15 protein-coding genes and 2 pseudogenes are annotated in these 15,646 nt (G+C 67.3%); 9 read left to right on the top strand and 8 right to left on the bottom strand.

Features of this window, described 5'->3' with window-relative positions; translation table 11 throughout:
* Positions 1 to 162: 162 nt before the first annotated feature.
* The 7 genes from RS901_RS13865 to denD all read left to right on the top strand — a co-directional run bounded on the left by RS901_RS13865 (position 163) and on the right by denD (position 7,182).
* The gene (locus RS901_RS13865) at positions 163 to 897 is read left to right on the top strand and encodes a FadR/GntR family transcriptional regulator (protein ID WP_316149343.1); all 735 of its coding nucleotides are present in this window, start codon (positions 163 to 165) and stop codon (positions 895 to 897) included.
* 55 nt (positions 898 to 952) lie between these two features.
* A complete protein-coding gene (ltnD, locus tag RS901_RS13860; protein ID WP_316149342.1) occupies positions 953 to 1,846 on the top strand; it encodes an L-threonate dehydrogenase in 894 nt (297 codons plus the stop codon).
* Between the two features lie 12 nt (positions 1,847 to 1,858).
* Positions 1,859 to 3,160, top strand: coding sequence for a 3-oxo-tetronate kinase (otnK, locus tag RS901_RS13855; protein ID WP_316149341.1), 1,302 nt, complete (start codon positions 1,859 to 1,861; stop codon positions 3,158 to 3,160).
* Positions 3,157 to 3,810, top strand: a complete 654-nt coding sequence (locus RS901_RS13850; RefSeq protein WP_316149340.1) for an aldolase — start codon at positions 3,157 to 3,159, stop codon at positions 3,808 to 3,810. The genes otnK and RS901_RS13850 overlap by 4 nt, the downstream gene beginning before the upstream one ends.
* A gap of 135 nt (positions 3,811 to 3,945) precedes the next feature.
* A complete protein-coding gene (locus tag RS901_RS13845; protein ID WP_410054113.1) occupies positions 3,946 to 5,319 on the top strand; it encodes an MFS transporter in 1,374 nt (457 codons plus the stop codon).
* Positions 5,320 to 5,387: 68 nt separating this feature from the next.
* Positions 5,388 to 6,170 (top strand): 2-oxo-tetronate isomerase, encoded by a 783-nt coding sequence (gene otnI, locus RS901_RS13840; protein WP_316149339.1) that lies wholly within the window; start codon positions 5,388 to 5,390, stop codon positions 6,168 to 6,170.
* Positions 6,171 to 6,207: 37 nt separating this feature from the next.
* Entirely contained in the window at positions 6,208 to 7,182 is a 975-nt protein-coding gene (gene denD, locus RS901_RS13835; RefSeq protein WP_316149338.1) for a D-erythronate dehydrogenase, read from the top strand.
* Positions 7,183 to 7,282: 100 nt separating this feature from the next.
* Here the strand turns inward: denD and RS901_RS13830 are convergent, their stop codons facing one another.
* The 4 genes from RS901_RS13830 to RS901_RS13815 form a co-directional block, all read right to left on the bottom strand.
* Complete coding sequence (locus RS901_RS13830) at positions 7,283 to 7,651, bottom strand: EF-hand domain-containing protein (protein ID WP_316149337.1); 369 nt, start codon at positions 7,649 to 7,651, stop codon at positions 7,283 to 7,285.
* Positions 7,652 to 7,889: 238 nt separating this feature from the next.
* Entirely contained in the window at positions 7,890 to 8,327 is a 438-nt protein-coding gene (locus RS901_RS13825; protein ID WP_316149336.1) for a YbgC/FadM family acyl-CoA thioesterase, read from the bottom strand.
* Between the two features lie 116 nt (positions 8,328 to 8,443).
* Positions 8,444 to 9,427 (bottom strand): tripartite tricarboxylate transporter substrate binding protein, encoded by a 984-nt coding sequence (locus RS901_RS13820; protein WP_316149334.1) that lies wholly within the window; start codon positions 9,425 to 9,427, stop codon positions 8,444 to 8,446.
* 80 nt (positions 9,428 to 9,507) lie between these two features.
* A complete protein-coding gene (locus tag RS901_RS13815; protein WP_316149332.1) occupies positions 9,508 to 10,530 on the bottom strand; it encodes an alpha/beta hydrolase in 1,023 nt (340 codons plus the stop codon).
* A gap of 336 nt (positions 10,531 to 10,866) precedes the next feature.
* Here RS901_RS13815 and RS901_RS13810 point away from each other — a divergent pair, with 336 nt between their 5' ends.
* Together RS901_RS13810 and RS901_RS13805 are read left to right on the top strand one after the other, a co-directional pair.
* Positions 10,867 to 12,015: an iron-containing alcohol dehydrogenase gene (locus RS901_RS13810; protein ID WP_316149331.1), complete on the top strand. Its 1,149-nt coding sequence runs from the start codon at positions 10,867 to 10,869 to the stop codon at positions 12,013 to 12,015.
* A gap of 88 nt (positions 12,016 to 12,103) precedes the next feature.
* The gene (locus RS901_RS13805) at positions 12,104 to 12,625 is read left to right on the top strand and encodes an O-acetyl-ADP-ribose deacetylase (protein ID WP_316149330.1); all 522 of its coding nucleotides are present in this window, start codon (positions 12,104 to 12,106) and stop codon (positions 12,623 to 12,625) included.
* Positions 12,626 to 12,666: 41 nt separating this feature from the next.
* Here RS901_RS13805 and RS901_RS13800 read toward each other — a convergent pair.
* The 4 genes and pseudogenes from RS901_RS13800 to RS901_RS13785 all read right to left on the bottom strand — a co-directional run.
* Positions 12,667 to 12,792: pseudogene (locus tag RS901_RS13800) on the bottom strand (porin); the annotation flags it as partial.
* Positions 12,793 to 12,853: 61 nt separating this feature from the next.
* Positions 12,854 to 13,273 (bottom strand): annotated as a pseudogene (locus tag RS901_RS13795) (aconitase family protein); the annotation flags it as partial.
* A gap of 467 nt (positions 13,274 to 13,740) precedes the next feature.
* Positions 13,741 to 14,691 (bottom strand): alpha/beta hydrolase, encoded by a 951-nt coding sequence (locus RS901_RS13790; RefSeq protein ID WP_316149329.1) that lies wholly within the window; start codon positions 14,689 to 14,691, stop codon positions 13,741 to 13,743.
* 34 nt (positions 14,692 to 14,725) lie between these two features.
* Positions 14,726 to 15,628, bottom strand: a complete 903-nt coding sequence (locus RS901_RS13785) for an SDR family oxidoreductase (RefSeq protein WP_316149328.1) — start codon at positions 15,626 to 15,628, stop codon at positions 14,726 to 14,728.
* Positions 15,629 to 15,646 lie beyond the last annotated feature (18 nt).

The following is a 15,646-nucleotide window of genomic DNA, read 5'->3' as shown; positions in this document are numbered from 1 at the left end:
TCCGGGCGGGCGCTCATGATACGCCAGGGGTGCGGGGCGCGCATATCGCACCAAAGTGGATCAAAGGCGATATTTCCCGCACCAGACTAGGGTTTGCCCGGGGAGGCATCCCTTTAGCAAATTTGTATGATGACCTTATTACCAAATGACCCGGAGACTTCAGTGTTCCAGAAAGTCCCAGCCCGCGCCCTGACCGACAACGTCGCCGAACAGTTGTTGGACAAGATCCAGAACGGCGCCTTTGCCCGCGGCGACAAGCTGCCGACCGAGGCGGTGCTGTCCGAGGAATTCGGCGTCAGCCGCACCGTGGTGCGCGAAGCCATCTCCCGGCTCAAATACGAAGGCGTCGTGGAGTCGCGCCAGGGCAGCGGCGTGTTCGTGACGCTGCAGGCCGGCATCCGGCCGCTGCGCATCGACTACACCGAGACCGGCACGCTGGAATCGGTGCTGCAGATCGTCGAGCTGCGCCGCGCGATCGAGGCCGAGGTGGCCGCGCAGGCCGCCCGGCGCCGCACCGATGCGTCGATGGCAGCCATCGACGCCGCGCTGGCCCGGCTCGACGAAGAGGTTGCGCAAGGCGGCGACGGCGTGGCCGAAGACGTGGCCTTCCACCGCGCCATCGCCGAGGCCACCGGCAACCCGTATTTCCTGAAGACGCTGGCCTTCCTCAGCCAGTACCTGGAAGCGGCCACGCGCGTGACCCGGACCAACGAGGCGCGCCGCGCGGACTTTTCGCGCCAGGTACGCGAGGAACACCAGGCCATCGTCGCGGCCATCCGCGCCGGCGACCCGCTGGCCGCGCGCAATGCCGCGCAGAACCATATGTACAACGCCGCGCACCGGCTGGCCCAGCTGGGTGCGGACGAGAGCGGCGAAGCGCACTGCGCCACCAACTGACGCGCGCGCAAGCCCGAACCATCGAATTATCCGTATCTGTTTCAGGAGTCCCTTCATGTCCAGGAATATCGGCGTCATCGGCCTTGGTGCCATGGGCTTTGGTGTCGCGCAGTCGCTGCTGCGTGCCGGCTTCAACGTGCGCGCGTGCGACCTGCGCCCCGAAGTGCTGCAGCGCTTTGCCGATGCCGGCGGCGTGCCGTGCGCCTCGCCCGCCGAGCTGGGCAGCCGTTGCGACGTGGTGCTGACGCTGGTGGTCAACGCGCAGCAGACCGAGGCCGTGCTGTTCGGTGCCAACGGTGCCGCGGCCGCGATGAAGCCGGGCACGCTGGTAATCGCCAGCGCCACGGTGCCGCCGGGCTTTGCCCTGGCGCTGGGCCGCCGGCTGGCTGAACAGGGCCTGCTGATGCTGGACGCACCGGTCTCCGGCGGCGCAGCGCGCGCCGCCAGCGGCGAAATGACCATGATGACCTCCGGCCCGGCCGAAGCCTACTCGCTGGCCGAGGACGTGCTGGCCGCCATCGCCGGCAAGGTATATCGCCTGGGCGCCGCGCACGGCGCGGGTTCCAAGGTCAAGATCATCAACCAGCTGCTGGCCGGCGTGCATATCGCCGCGGCCGCCGAAGCGATGGCGCTGGGCCTGCGCGAAGGTGTGGACCCCGATGCGCTCTATGACGTGATCACGCACAGCGCGGGCAACTCGTGGATGTTCGAGAACCGCGTGCCCCATATCCTGAAGGGCGACTACACGCCGCTGTCGGCGGTCGACATCTTCGTCAAGGACCTGGGCATGGTGCTCGACACCGCGCGCCACAGCAAATTCCCGCTGCCGCTGTCGGCGGCCGCGCACCAGATGTTCATGATGGCCTCCACCGCCGGCCATGGCGGCGAGGACGACTCGGCCGTGATCAAGATCTTCCCGGGCATTGAACTGCCGGGCAAGGCCGAATAAGAGGGGCGCACGATGACCGCAGGCACCCTCGCCCATCGCCCGCTGCTGGGCTGCATCGCCGACGATTTCACCGGCGCCACCGATCTCGCCAACACGCTGGTGCGCAACGGCATGCGCACGGTCCAGACCATCGGCCTGCCCGACGTGGGCGCCGTGCAGGACATTGGCGAAGCCGATGCGCTGGTGGTGGCGCTCAAGTCCCGCACCATCCCGGCCACCGAGGCCGTGGCCCAGTCGCTGGCCGCGCTGCAATGGCTGCGCGCGCAGGGCTGCCGCCAGTTTGTCTTCAAGTACTGCTCCACCTTCGACTCGACCGATACCGGCAATATCGGCCCGGTGGCCGAGGCGCTGCTGGCGGCGCTGGACAGCGACTTCACCATCGCCTGCCCGGCCTTCCCCGAGAACGGCCGCACCATCTTCCGCGGCCACCTGTTCGTGGGCGACGTACTGCTCAATGAATCGGGCATGGAGCACCATCCGCTGACGCCGATGACCGATGCCAGTCTGGTGCGCGTGCTGCAGCGCCAGAGCAAGAGCAAGGTGGGCCTGCTGCGCTACGACGCGGTGGCACGCGGCGCGCAGGCCACGGCCGAGCGCATCGCCGCGCTGCGCAGCGACGGCGTACGGCTGGCGATTGCCGATGCGGTGTCCGACGCGGACCTGTTTACGCTGGGCGAGGCCTGCGCCAATCTGCCGCTGATTACCGGCGGCTCCGGCATCGCGCTGGGTCTGCCGGGGAATTTCCGCCGCGCCGGCCTGCTGCCGCAGCGCGGTGACGCCGCTTCGGTGCCTGCCATCGACGGCCCGGGCGTGGTGCTGGCCGGCAGCGCCTCGCGCGCGACCAATGGCCAGGTGGCACGCTGGCTGGAGCAAGGGCGCCCGGCACTGCGCATCGACCCGCTCGCGCTGGCGCGCGGCGAAGCCGTGGCCGACGCGGCGCTGGCCTTTGCTGCCGCCCATGACGAACCTGTGCTGATCTACGCGACCTCCAGCCCCGACGAGGTCAAGGCGGTGCAGGCCGAACTGGGCGTTGAGCGCGCAGGACACCTCGTCGAACAGTGCCTGGCCACCGTTGCCGCCGGGCTGCTGGCGCGCGGCACGCGCCGCTTCGTCGTGGCTGGCGGCGAAACCTCCGGCGCGGTGGTGCAGGCGCTGGGCGTGCGCGCCTTGCGCATCGGCGCGCAGATTGCACCGGGCGTGCCGGCCACCGTCACGCTGGATGCAAAGCCGCTGGCGCTGGCGCTCAAGTCAGGCAACTTCGGCGGCCCGGACTTCTTTGACGAGGCGCTGCGCCAGCTTGGAGGCCAGTCATGAGTACGGAAAACCAGCTGCGCGAAGAGATCTGCCGCATCGGCGCCAGCCTGTACCAGCGCGGCTACACCGTGGGCTCGGCCGGCAATATCAGCGCGCGGCTGGACGACGGCTGGCTGATCACGCCGACCGATGCCTGCCTGGGGCTGATGGACCCGGCCGCGGTCGCCAAGGTGGCCACCGATGGCAGCTGGGTCTCCGGCGACAAGCCGTCCAAGACGCTGACGCTGCATCGCGCGATCTACGACAACAACCCCGGGGCGCACGCCGTGGTGCATACGCACTCGACGCACCTCGTGGCCCTGACGCTGGCCGGTGTCTGGCAACCGGACGACGTACTGCCGCCGCTCACGCCCTACTACGTGATGAAGGTTGGCCATATCCCGCTGATTCCCTACCATCGCCCCGGCGATCCGGCCGTGGCCGCGCGCGTGGCCACGCTGGCCGCGCAGGTGCGCGGCGTGCTGCTGGAGCGCCTTGGCCCGGTGGTGTGGGAATCCAGCGTCTCGCGCGCCGCGTTCGCGCTGGAAGAACTGGAGGAGACCGCCAAGCTATGGATGACGATGAAAGACACGCCGGGCTTCGCCGCCCGCGCGGCGCTGCCCGACGGCGCACTGGCTGAGTTGCGCGACGCCTTCCAGGCGCGCTGGTAACACCGCCACCCGGCATTTCCCGATAAACGACGGCTTCACCCGGCGCGGTTGCCTTGCGGCCACCGTGCGGGGGACGCGCATGCATGCATTCCGCGCGCCGCCGCATTAGACCCACCACCATACCCGGAGACCACCGTGAATCCAAACCAACCGGCGGCGAGCGTGCCCGCCCTTGACAGCCTGGGCGGCAACGCCCGGCTGGACACCGAAGCCCAGATCGAAAAGCGCGCCTACAGCAAGGTGTTCTGGCGCGTCATGCCGTTCCTGATGCTGTGCTACGTGGTCGCCTACCTCGACCGCGTCAACGTCGGCTTCGCCAAGCTGCAGATGGGCCAGGACCTGGCCTTCTCCGAAACCGTGTTCGGCCTCGGCGCCGGGCTGTTCTTTATCGGCTACTTCCTGTTCGAGGTGCCCAGCAACCTGCTGATGCACCGCATCGGCGCGCGCATCTGGATCGCGCGCATCATGATCACCTGGGGCATCATCTCGGCGCTGTTCCTGTTCGTGAAGACGCCGACACAGTTCTACACGATGCGCTTCCTGCTCGGCCTGGCCGAAGCGGGCTTCTATCCCGGCGTGATCCTGTACCTGACCTACTGGTTCCCGGCCAACCGCCGCGGCAAGATGATCGCGCTGTTCATGTCGGGCATCCCCATTGCAGGCATGTTCGGCAACCCGCTGTCGGGCTGGATCATGGATGCCTTCAACGGCGTGCACGATATGCGCGGCTGGCAATGGATGTTCCTGATCGAGGCGCTGCCCGCGTTCGTGATCGGCGTGGTGACGATCTTCGTGCTGCGCGACGGCATCGACAAGGCGCCATGGCTCGACGCCGATGAAAAGCGCGTGCTCAAGCGCAATATCGAGGAAGACCAGCGCAACGCCCTTAACGCCGCCACCGCCGCCGGCAAGTCCCACGGCCACTCGCTGGGCGCGGTGTTCTCCGACCGCCGCGTGTGGTGGATGTGCCTGATCTACTTCTGCTTCGTCACCGGCCAGTACGCACTGACCTTCTGGATGCCCACGCTGGTCAAGGCCAGCGGCGTGACCGGCAACCTGAACATCGGCCTGCTGTCGGCGATCCCGTTCATCTGCGCCGTGGTCGTGATGAACATCCTGGGCCACAGCGCCGACGCACGCCGCGAGCGCCGCTGGCACCTGATCGTGCCGGCGCTGATGGGTGCCTTGGGCTTTGCCATTGCTGCCTCGTTCACCAACAATACAACGGTGGCCATCGCCGCACTGTCGCTGGCCGCTGCCGGAGTGCTGACCTGCGCGCCTCTGTTCTGGTCGCTGCCGACCTCGTTCCTGTCGGGCATTGCCGCCGCTTCTGGTATTGCCGTGGTGAATTCGGTCGGCAACCTGGCCGGATTCGTATCGCCGTACATGGTCGGCGCGCTGAAAGACATGACGCACAGTACGCAGCTGCCCATGTACGTGCTGTCCGCGATCCTGGTCGTCGGCGCCCTGCTGGTGTGGCTGACGCCCGCTAAACTGGTCAACCGCTGATCCTGGCCGGCCCGCTTTCGACGTAGCGTCGAGCGGGCCGGTTCCGTACTACCGCTTTGGAGTTCCGAATGCCGCGCTTCGCCGCAAATCTCTCGATGATGTACAACGAGCACGCTTTCCTGGACCGTTTCGCCGCTGCCGCGGCGGACGGCTTCCGGGCGGTGGAGTACCTGTTCCCCTACGAGCACGCCGCCACCGACCTGCGCGCGCGCCTGGACGCGAACGGTCTCACCCAGGCGCTGTTCAACGCCCCGCCGGGCGACTGGGCAGCCGGTGAGCGCGGCCTGGCCGCACTGCCGGGTCGCGAGGCGGAGTTCCGCGACGCCGTCGGCCGCGCATTGGAATACGCTGGCGTGATCGGCAATGACCGCGTGCACGTGATGGCCGGGCTGGTACCGGCCAACGCCGACCGCCCCCGCCACCGCGCCGCCTACCTGGAGAACGTGGCCTTCGCCGCCAAGGCCGCTGCCGCACAGGGCATCACCATCGTGCTCGAACCGATCAACACGCGCGACATGCCAGGCTACTTCCTGAACCGCCAGGACGATGCTCAGGCAATCTGCAAGGAGATCGGCGCGGCCAACCTGAAGGTGCAGTTCGATTGCTATCACTGCCAGATCGTTGAGGGCGATATCGCGATGAAACTGAAGCGCGACATGTCCGGCATTGGCCATATCCAGATCGCCGGCGTGCCCGAGCGCCACGAACCGGACCTGGGCGAACTGAACTATCCCTATCTGTTCGAGGTCATCGACGGGCTCGGCTACGAAGGCTGGATCGGCTGCGAATATCGCCCCCGCGCCGGCACTTCCGAGGGCCTGGGCTGGCTCAAGCCTTACCTCGGCCACTGATCCTTCGGCCAGACTCAAAGAACGAATCTCTCCTGCCATGAACGTACTGATTACCGGCGGCGCCGGCTTCCTTGGCCTGCAACTGGCCCGCCTGCTGCTGCAACGCGGCACCCTGAACCTGGACGGCCATCCCGTGGCCATCAACCGCCTGACGCTGCTGGACGTAGTGGCGCCGCAAGGGCTGGATGATGCGCGCGTGCGCGTGGTGACGGGCGACCTGTCCGACCCGGCCGTGCTGCGCCAGGCCATCGACAAGGACACCGGCGCCGTGTTCCACCTGGCGGCCGTGGTCAGCGGCCAGGCCGAGTCGGATTTCGATCTCGGCATGCGCGTCAACCTCGACGCCGCGCGCGCGCTGCTCGAAACCTGCCGCGAGCTGGGCCATCAACCGCGCGTGCTGTTCACCAGCTCGGTCGCAGTCTATGGCGGTGAGCTGCCGCCGGTGGTGCAGGACGATACCGCGCTGAACCCGCAATCGTCATACGGTGCGCAGAAGGCCATCGGCGAGCTGCTGCTGTCGGACTACAGCCGCCGCGGCTTTGTCGACGGACGCGTGCTGCGCCTGCCGACCATCAGCGTGCGGCCGGGCAAGCCCAATGCGGCGGCTTCATCGTTTGCCAGTGGCATCATCCGTGAGCCGCTGTCAGGCGTCGCTGCGAACTGCCCGGTGGCGCCGGAAACGCCGCTGTGGCTGCTGTCGCCGCGTGCGGCCGTAGCGGCGCTGGCCAATGGTATCGAGCTGCCTGGCGAGCGGCTGGGCAATCGCCGCGTGGTCAACCTGCCGGGGTTGTCGGTGACGGCAGCCGGCATGGTCGATGCGCTGCGCCGCGTGGCAGGCAATGCGGTGGCCGATCGCGTAACGTGGGAGCGTGAGGAACGTGTCGAGAAGATCGTCGGCACGTGGCCGGCGGCGTGGAATGCGGAGCGTGCGCAGTCTCTGGGGTTCCAGAGCGATGCGAGCTTCGATGAGGTGATTCGGGCTTATATGGAGGATGCCGGGCTGAGCAAGTAAAGCCAGGCCGGCTTCCTTCGCGACATGCCGGCATCTCCCGCAGGCCGGCCCCCTTTCCCGCGCGCGGGAGAGGGGATCGGACCAAGCAGAGGCGAAGACGTCAGTTCCAGATGGGATCCTCTTTCTGTTGCTGTGCCTTGGACTTCGATGTCCAGTACGCACCGATCTGACGTTCGGTGACGTAACCCGATTTCTTGACATCGATCTTGTCAAAGTGCTTGTAGATTACCGGCGCGCCTGCCTGGGCTTCTTCGCGGCTTAGCTTCCCGTCGTGGTTGGTATCGGCAATCTTGAAACGCTCGGAGATTCTGGCCTTGGCTTCGGCGGTAGTCGATGGCGCTGGCGGAATCTGGCTGGATTCTGCGCTTTGTGGGGCTGTTGATTCCGGTTTCTGCTGGGCGCTCGCCGCCGTAAAAGCGAGCACCATCATCACTGTCAAGCCGACTGCAGGCAGCTTACGCATGGTCATTGCCGTCTCCTCATGGTTTGTGATTCGACATTGCCTTCCTAAAGAATGCTTCGGCAACGAAGATCCTCTGTGAGCACTGGCTCACACCGATTCTAGGCAAGCGATCCCTACTTACCAACATCTTTGTGTTACAGGTCGCGACAGCTGATGCAGGATCCCGGCAGTAATTCTTGCTGCACCTGGAATCCAGCGGCGCGCTACCGGCAAAGCGGGCGGCGTCATTCAGTGACGCCTTGCCTCACACCGCCGGCTTCACCACCTCATACTCTTCAATCGTCTCCCTTACCTGCCCCGGGATCGCCGCCGACTTCTGCGTAGCCGGGTCCGCGCACACATAGACGATCTCACCGGTGATCAGGTGTTCGTCGCCGCGGAACATCTCCACCCGGAACAGCATGCTCGAGCGCCCCAGGCGAGACATACGGCCGCGGATTTCCAGCTCGTCGTCAAAGCGCGCCGAGGCATGGTACTCCAGCGTGGACTTGACCACGAAGATGTCCACGCCATGCGCGTGCAGCACGTCTTCCGGGTAGCGGATGCCCAGTGCGCGCCAGTACTCGGTCACGCAGATATCGCAGTAAGTCAGGTAGTGCGCATTGAAGACGATCGACTGCGGATCGACTTCGGCCCAGCGCACGCGCAGCGGGATGCTGTGGCGGAAATCCTCTTTGGCCATCGGCTTGGTCTCCTTGTTTGTCGTGGCTTGTCAAAGCACCAGGCCGCCGGCCCGCCGGACAGGGCCGGCAGGCGCGGCGGCCTGGATCGATGATGGTGGCGTCAGGCTGATTGCCCTTATTGCGCCTTGGCCAGCCCCAGCTTCTCGATGATCGCCTTTTCCTTCTTGACCGTGTCAGCCGCAAACTGCGCGTATTGCTGACTGTTCATGTAGTACGGCTCCATGTCGAACTTGGCCAGCGACTCGCGGTAGTTGGGCATGTCCATGGCCTTCTTGAAGGCGTCATGCAGCTTCTGCACGATCTTCGGGTCGGTGCCCTTGGGCGCGACCAGGCCGAACGGCGAGGTCTGCACGATGCCGATGCCCAGTTCCTTCAGCGTCGGCACGTTGGGGAAGCGCGCCGAGCGCTTCTCGCCCCAGGTCGACAGCAGGCGCAGCTTGCCCTGCTCCACATACGGTGCCCATGCCGGCGTGTCGGCCACCGACATCACGTGGCCGCCCAGCAGCGCCTGCATCGATTCGGAATTGCCTTTGTAGGGGATGTGCGAGAACTGCACGCCCTGCTTCATGGCCAGCTCTTCCATGGTCAGGTGCAGCGTGGTCATGGAGCCCGGCGAGCCGTAGGTCAGCTTGCCCGGATTGGCCTTGGCGTAGGCGATGTATTCCTGCATCGTCTTGATCGGCGAATCGGCCGGCACCACCAGGCCGAACGAATAGCCGGCGAGGTTGATGATGTAGCTCAGGTCCTTGACCGGGTCCCAGTTGATCTTGGTGGTGTACGGCAGGCGGTAGACCGGCATGGCAACCTGGGCCAGCGTGTAGCCGTCCGGCGCGGTGGCCTGCATCATCTGCGCGGGCAGCACGCCGCCCGCGCCGGGCTTATTCTCGACGATCACGGGCTGGCCCAGGATCTTCGAGGCGTTGTCGGCCAGCACGCGGAACGGGATATCCGTGGAGCCGCCGGCGGTGTAGCCGATCACCAGGCGGATCGGGCGCTGCGGGAACTTGTCGGCCTGTGCCTGGACAGGCATGGCGGCAAAGCCCAGTGCCGCGGTGGCGGCGGCGATGCCCGCGCGGGCGATGAAGTGGCGGCGTTGCATTTGACTATGTCTCCTTGTGCTGCAAGTCACTGCTGAAAATGGAAGGCCGGGCCGGTGCGGCCCTGACCGTGGCTGCTGGTCTAGTTGTGCGGTGTGCCGAACGCGGCGCGCAGCGCGGCAACGGCGTCGGCATGTGCCTGCGCCACCGCCGGCACGAACCGGCCCAGCTTGAAGAAATCATGGATCATGCCGGGGTAGTCCGCCAGCGTGGCGGCGACGCCCGCGGCGCGCAGCTTCTCTGCGTAGGCCACGCCCTCGTCGTGCAGCGGGTCGTAGCCGGCCACGGCGATCCAGGCCGGGCATGTGCCGCGCACCTCGGCGCCGGTGCCGCCGCCGTCCAGCGGGGCGAAACGCCAGTCGTCGCGGCTGGATTCCTGGTCCAGGTACTGGGCAAAGAACCAGCGGATCATGTCCGCCGTCAGCAGGTAGCCATCGGCCAGCGCGCGGTGCGACGGCGTGTCCTGGCGCGCACAGGTGCCGGGATAGATCAGCAGCTGCAGCACGGGCGCCAGGCTAGTATTGCGGGCCTCCACGGCACACGCCGCGGCCAGCGTGCCGCCGGCGCTGTCGCCTCCCAGTGCGATGCGCGCCGGGTCGGCACCCAGCCGGTCGGCTTCGGCGAAGACCCAGTGCAGCACGTCGAAGGCGTCGTTGGCCGCCGTCGGGAAACGCCATTGCGGCCCGAGCCGGTAGTCCACCGACAGCACCATGCAGTCCGCCTGGCCACACAGCAGCCGGCACAGCGGATCGTGCGAATTGACGCTGCCGACCGTGAAGCCGCCGCCATGGAAATACACCAGCAAGGGCAGCGGTTCAGTCCAGCTGGCCTCGCGCGGGGTGTACAGCCTTGCCGGAATGGCGTGGCCGTCGCGCGCCGGCACCAGCAGGTCTTCCGCCATATACACGGGCGGCGGGTTGATATCCAGGATCGGCGCGCTTTTCTCGTAGGCGATCTTGGCGTCCTCCGGCTCCATCGCGTGGATCGGCGGCCGCTTGGCGCGCGCGATCAGCTCCAGCAGCGCGGCCACCTGCGGGTCGAGCGGGCTGGACGGCAGGCCGGGCGTGGCGGGCGCATCAGGGTTGGAAGGCGGTGCGGCGGACATAGGGAATGACGCGGATCCGGACCCGGTACCAGCGGCGCGCAGAAGCTCTGGCGCGTCGCCCGCATCGGGAGAAGTTCGAATTGTGAACGATCGTTCGATTTTAGTATGATGCCAGATGTTCCAGGCGCCCGGCAGTACGAGATAACCCCGAAAAGTCCCTGTCAGCCTGCCACGCGGCAAGTTTTTGCGCGATGATCGGCTGGAGCGATCCCGAGGGCTCCGGAAACGCAGTAGTGCAGGTCCATTGAAACCCAAGACAGCGTGCCTGGCGAGCATCCGCTCCAGGCCCATGCAAAAGACAATTTGGCGGCAGATCCCGGCAGGAGACAAGCAAACATGGCGTTTATCTACTATCTGACCCACATCCACCTGGATTTCGGCGCGGTAAGCCTGCTCAAGTCCGAATGCGAGCGCATCGGCATCCGCCGCCCGCTGCTGGTGACCGACAAGGGCGTGGTCGCCGCCGGCGTGGCGCAGCGTGCCGTCGATGCGATGCAGGGCCTGCAGGTTGCAGTGTTCGATGAAACCCCGTCGAACCCGACCGAGGCCATGGTGCGCAAGGCCGCCGCGCAGTACCGCGAGGCCGGCTGCGACGGGCTGGTGGCGGTGGGCGGCGGATCGTCGATCGACCTGGCCAAGGGCATCGCCATCCTGGCCACGCATGAGGGCGAACTGACCACCTATGCCACCATCGAAGGCGGCAGCGGCAAGATCACGGACAAGGCGGCGCCGCTGATCGCGGTGCCCACCACCTCGGGCACCGGCAGCGAGGTGGCGCGCGGCGCCATCATCATCCTGGACGACGGCCGCAAGCTGGGCTTCCATTCCTGGCACCTGCTGCCCAAGTCCGCCGTCTGCGACCCGGAACTGACGCTGGGGCTGCCCGCCGGGCTGACCGCGGCCACCGGCATGGATGCAATCGCGCACTGCATCGAGACCTTCCTGGCCCCTGCCTTCAACCCGCCCGCGGACGGCATTGCGCTGGACGGCCTGGAGCGCGGCTGGGGCCACATCGAGCGCGCCACCCGCGACGGCCAGGACCGCGACGCGCGCCTGAACATGATGAGCGCATCGATGCAGGGCGCGATGGCCTTCCAGAAGGGGCTGGGCTGCGTGCATTCGCTGTCGCACCCGCTGGGCGGGCTGAAGATCGACGGCCGCACCGGCCTGCACCACGGCACGCTCAATGCAGTGGTGATGCCCGCGGTGCTGCGCTTCAATGCCGACGCGCCCACGGTGGTGCGCGACGACCGCTATGCACGCCTGCGCCGCGCCATGCACCTGCCCGACGGCGCCGATATCGCGCAGGCCGTGCACGACCTGACCGCGCGCCTGGGCCTGCCCACCGGGCTGCGCCAGATGGGCGTCACCGAGGACATGTTCGACAAGGTGATTGCCGGTGCGCTGGTCGACCACTGCCACAAGACCAACCCGAAAGAAGCCAGCGCAGCGGATTATCGGCGTATGCTTGAGCAGTCCATGTAGCACACCATGTAGCACACAGCAGCTTCCCGCCGGGCAGACCGACCAAGCGGCTGTCCGGCGGCCCTCCCTCCACAGCGCAGGAGACAACATGAGCGGCGAGCACTTGCAGGTAGTCCATGGCGATATCACCCGGATGGAAGTCGATGCCATCGTCAACGCGGCCAATAGCGGCCTGTTGGGCGGCGGCGGCGTCGACGGGGCCATCCACGGGGCCGGCGGCTCCGCCATCATGGAGGCCTGCCGCGCGATTCGCGACGCGCAGGGCGGCTGCCCCACCGGCGAGGCGGTCATCACCACCGGCGGGCGCCTGGCCGCGCCATACGTGATCCACGCGGTCGGGCCGGTCTGGCACGGCGGCGACCAGGGCGAGGACGAACTGCTCGCCAACGCGTACCGCAACAGCATCCGGCTGGCGGCGCAGCACCACCTGCGCAGGCTGGCCTTTCCCAATATCAGCACCGGCATCTACGCCTTCCCGCGCGAGCGCGCGGCGGATATCGCCATCGCCGCGGTGCGCGAGGCACTGGCCGCGGCGCCCGAGATCGAGCAGGTCACCTTCGTCTGCTTCGACGACGAGAATTACCGGCTTTACCGCGAGCGCCTGACCTGAGACAGACCGCGGGGCATGCCCCGCGGCCCGAACCGCCTGCGTCAGAACTTGTGGCGCAGGCCCACACGCAACACCGCCTGGCTGTCATCGGCCGACGGACGCACGCCGTTGATCGCGGCCACCGCGCGCTTGCCGGTGGAATCGATCCCCGATGCCTTCTGGCAGATCGCGCGGCCGCGTCACGCGCAGCGTCTGCGTCGCCAGCGCGTGTTCCGCCTCGGACGAGCCGATGCCCCAGGCCAGCGCGCCCAGGCCGCCCTGCGTGCAGGTATGGCTGTCGGGACAGACCACGGTGGCGCCGGGCAAGGCAATGCCCTGCTCCGGCGACACCACATGGACAATGCCCTGGCCGGGATCGCCGAGATCGAACAGCCGGATGCCCTCGCGCCTGGCGCTGTCGCGCATGCTGGTGATAAAGGCCTCGCCGCCCGGCATCAGCGTGCTGTCGTTGCGCCCGGGCCGCGTATCGACGATATGGTCCATGGTGCAGAACGCCAGCGCCGGCGCGCGCACGCGCCGCCCGGACGCGCGCAGCGAGCTCAGCGCGATGCTGCCGGTGCGCTCGTGCAGGAAGACGCGGTCGATATGCAGCAGGCTGGCGCCGCCCAGTTCGGCAATGGCATGCGCCTGCCAGATCTTGCCGAACAAGGTCCGCCCCGGGATATGGCGCTCATCGCTGCGCTCCGATCGCGCGTTCCGTCTCCAGCGTGGCGCGGCCCAGCGTGGTGCGCCGGATCATCAGCACCATGAATGGCCGATGATCTCGTCGCCGCGCTCGGTCACTGTGGCGAGCAGCGATGGCGCTCGGCATCGATGTGCTGCGCGTCAAGTTGGCGCGCGGCCGCTGTCTTCCCTTCCGCCCATCAATACCACTGGCGTCAGTTAGATACCACTAAGGGACCAGCGCAAACCAATGCCGGCAAACCTGCCGGAGCATGACCGGTTCGCCTGACGCAAGAGGAGATGGAATGGATGTGAGGAAACGACGGGCCATGTACCTGGCCGCCTTGGCCGCATCGGCCGCCGCATGCGACGCGTCTGCCATGGGCGACGCTGCGATGGCGATGGAAGAGGAAGAAGGCAAGACCAGCCCCCTGGGGCTGGTCTTGCCCGGATCAGGACACCGGCAGCGCGCTGCGGATCAGCAGGTTGACCCGCTCCGGCTGCTCGTGGACCACCCAGTGGGTGCCCTCGGGGATGCGTTCCACGCGCAGGTCCGGCACGAAGTCACCCAGCCCGTCCACCAGTGATTTCGGCAGCGCGCGGTCGCGCTCGCCCCAGATCACCAGCGTGGGCACCCTGACCACAAAGGCGGCCGGATCCAGGCGCGAGATGTCCGGCGGCGGCTCGCCCTCACCCGGCGGGTGCATGGGCGAGGCGCGGTAGAAATTGACGCCGCCAGTGAGCGGATGGACGCCGGCGTCCTGGCCTTCGCCCGGCTGGGACCATGCCGCGTGGTACCTGGCGCGCGTCTCGGGCGTGTACCAGGCCGCCGGCTTGCCGTCGGCATCGGCCAGCATCCGGTCCAGCAGCGCGAAGTCGTTGGCGGCCAGCGCCTTTTCCGCGCCCGGCTTGCGCAGCCAGTTCATGTAGGCGGAAGCGGCCTGCTGCTCGGGATCGGTGGCCAGTGCGCGCGCAAACAGGTACGGGTGCGGCGAGTTGACGATGATGAGCTGGCGCACCAGCCGCGGGAACTGGATTGCCAGGTTCCAGCAGATCGCGCCGCCCCAGTCGTGCGCCACCACCACGGCCTGGTCATAGCCCAGCGCGCTGACCAGCTGCACCAGGTCTTCGACGATATGGCGCGGCCGGTAGGCCTCGACCTCGGCGGGCTTGCTCGACAGGTTGTAGCCGCGCAAGTCCGGCGCCACGGCAAAATGCGTGCGCCCGAACTCGGCCAGCTGGGCCTCCCATTCGAACCAGAATTCAGGAAAGCCGTGCACGAACAGCATCAGCGGCTTGCCGCGCTCGCCCGCGCTGGCGTAGTGCAGGCGGGTGCCGTTGGGCAGCGTGGCGTACTGCAGGTGGCGGATCACGGCGGCGGGGGCAGCCATGTTGTTCTCCATATGCGGTCCTCTTCGTTGTGGCGTTGTGCTGGCGTCAGCCGCGCAGCGCGGCAACGAGGCCCGCGCGGACCTCGGGCTTGTCGGCAAACGGATCGCCGGGATTGCGCTGCCCGACGATATCCTCGAAGCGCTGGCGCACGGGAGCGAGCGCCTGGGGGTGGGAATAAATATAGAAGCTTTCGTCGCGGATGGCATCGAAGGTCAGCTGCGCGACCTCGGCGGCGGTCACCTTGCCGGAGCCGACGGCCTTGTCCGACAAGGCCTGCGACACCAGCTGCGAGCGCGTCGGCGGCGCCTGGTTGGCCAGGTCGGCGGGCCGGTTGCGCTGGGACTGGTTGATGCCGGTGGGCACGAAGTACGGGCACAGCACCGAGCAGCGCACCTGCTCCGTCACCAGGCCCAGGTCCTGGTACAGGGTTTCAGTCAACGCCACCACCGCGTGCTTGGACACGTTGTATACGCCCATTGCCGGCGGGTTCAGCAAGCCCGCCATCGATGCCGTGTTGACGATATGGCCCTGGTAGGCCGGATCCTTCCCTGCCGCGGCCAGCATCAGCGGCGTGAAGATGCGCACGCCGTGCACCACGCCGTACAGGTTGACGCCCAGCACCCACTCCCAGTCCTTCTCGGAGTTCTCCCAGATCAGGCCGCCCGCGCCCACGCCGGCGTTGTTGAACAGCAGGTTGACCTGGCCGAAGGCCTCGATGGCGGCATCGGCCAGCGCCTGCACCTGGTCGGCACGCGAGACGTCCGTGCGCAGCCCGATCACCGGCACATTGCTTGCCTTGAATTCCGCTACGGTCGCGTCCAGCGCGTCTTCCTGCACATCCGCCAGCACCAGCTTCATGCCGAGGTCGGCGGCAATGTTGGCAAACTCCTTGCCGAAGCCCGAGGCGCCGCCGGTAATGACAGCCACCTTGTTGGAGAAATCCTTCATATCGTCTGTCCTGTCGCG

This window comes from Cupriavidus sp. BIC8F, assembly GCF_032465815.1.
Lineage (GTDB): Bacteria > Pseudomonadota > Gammaproteobacteria > Burkholderiales > Burkholderiaceae > Cupriavidus > Cupriavidus necator.
The sequence above is the reverse complement of the archived record's forward strand: the minus strand, read 5'-3'. Positions and strand labels throughout refer to the sequence as shown.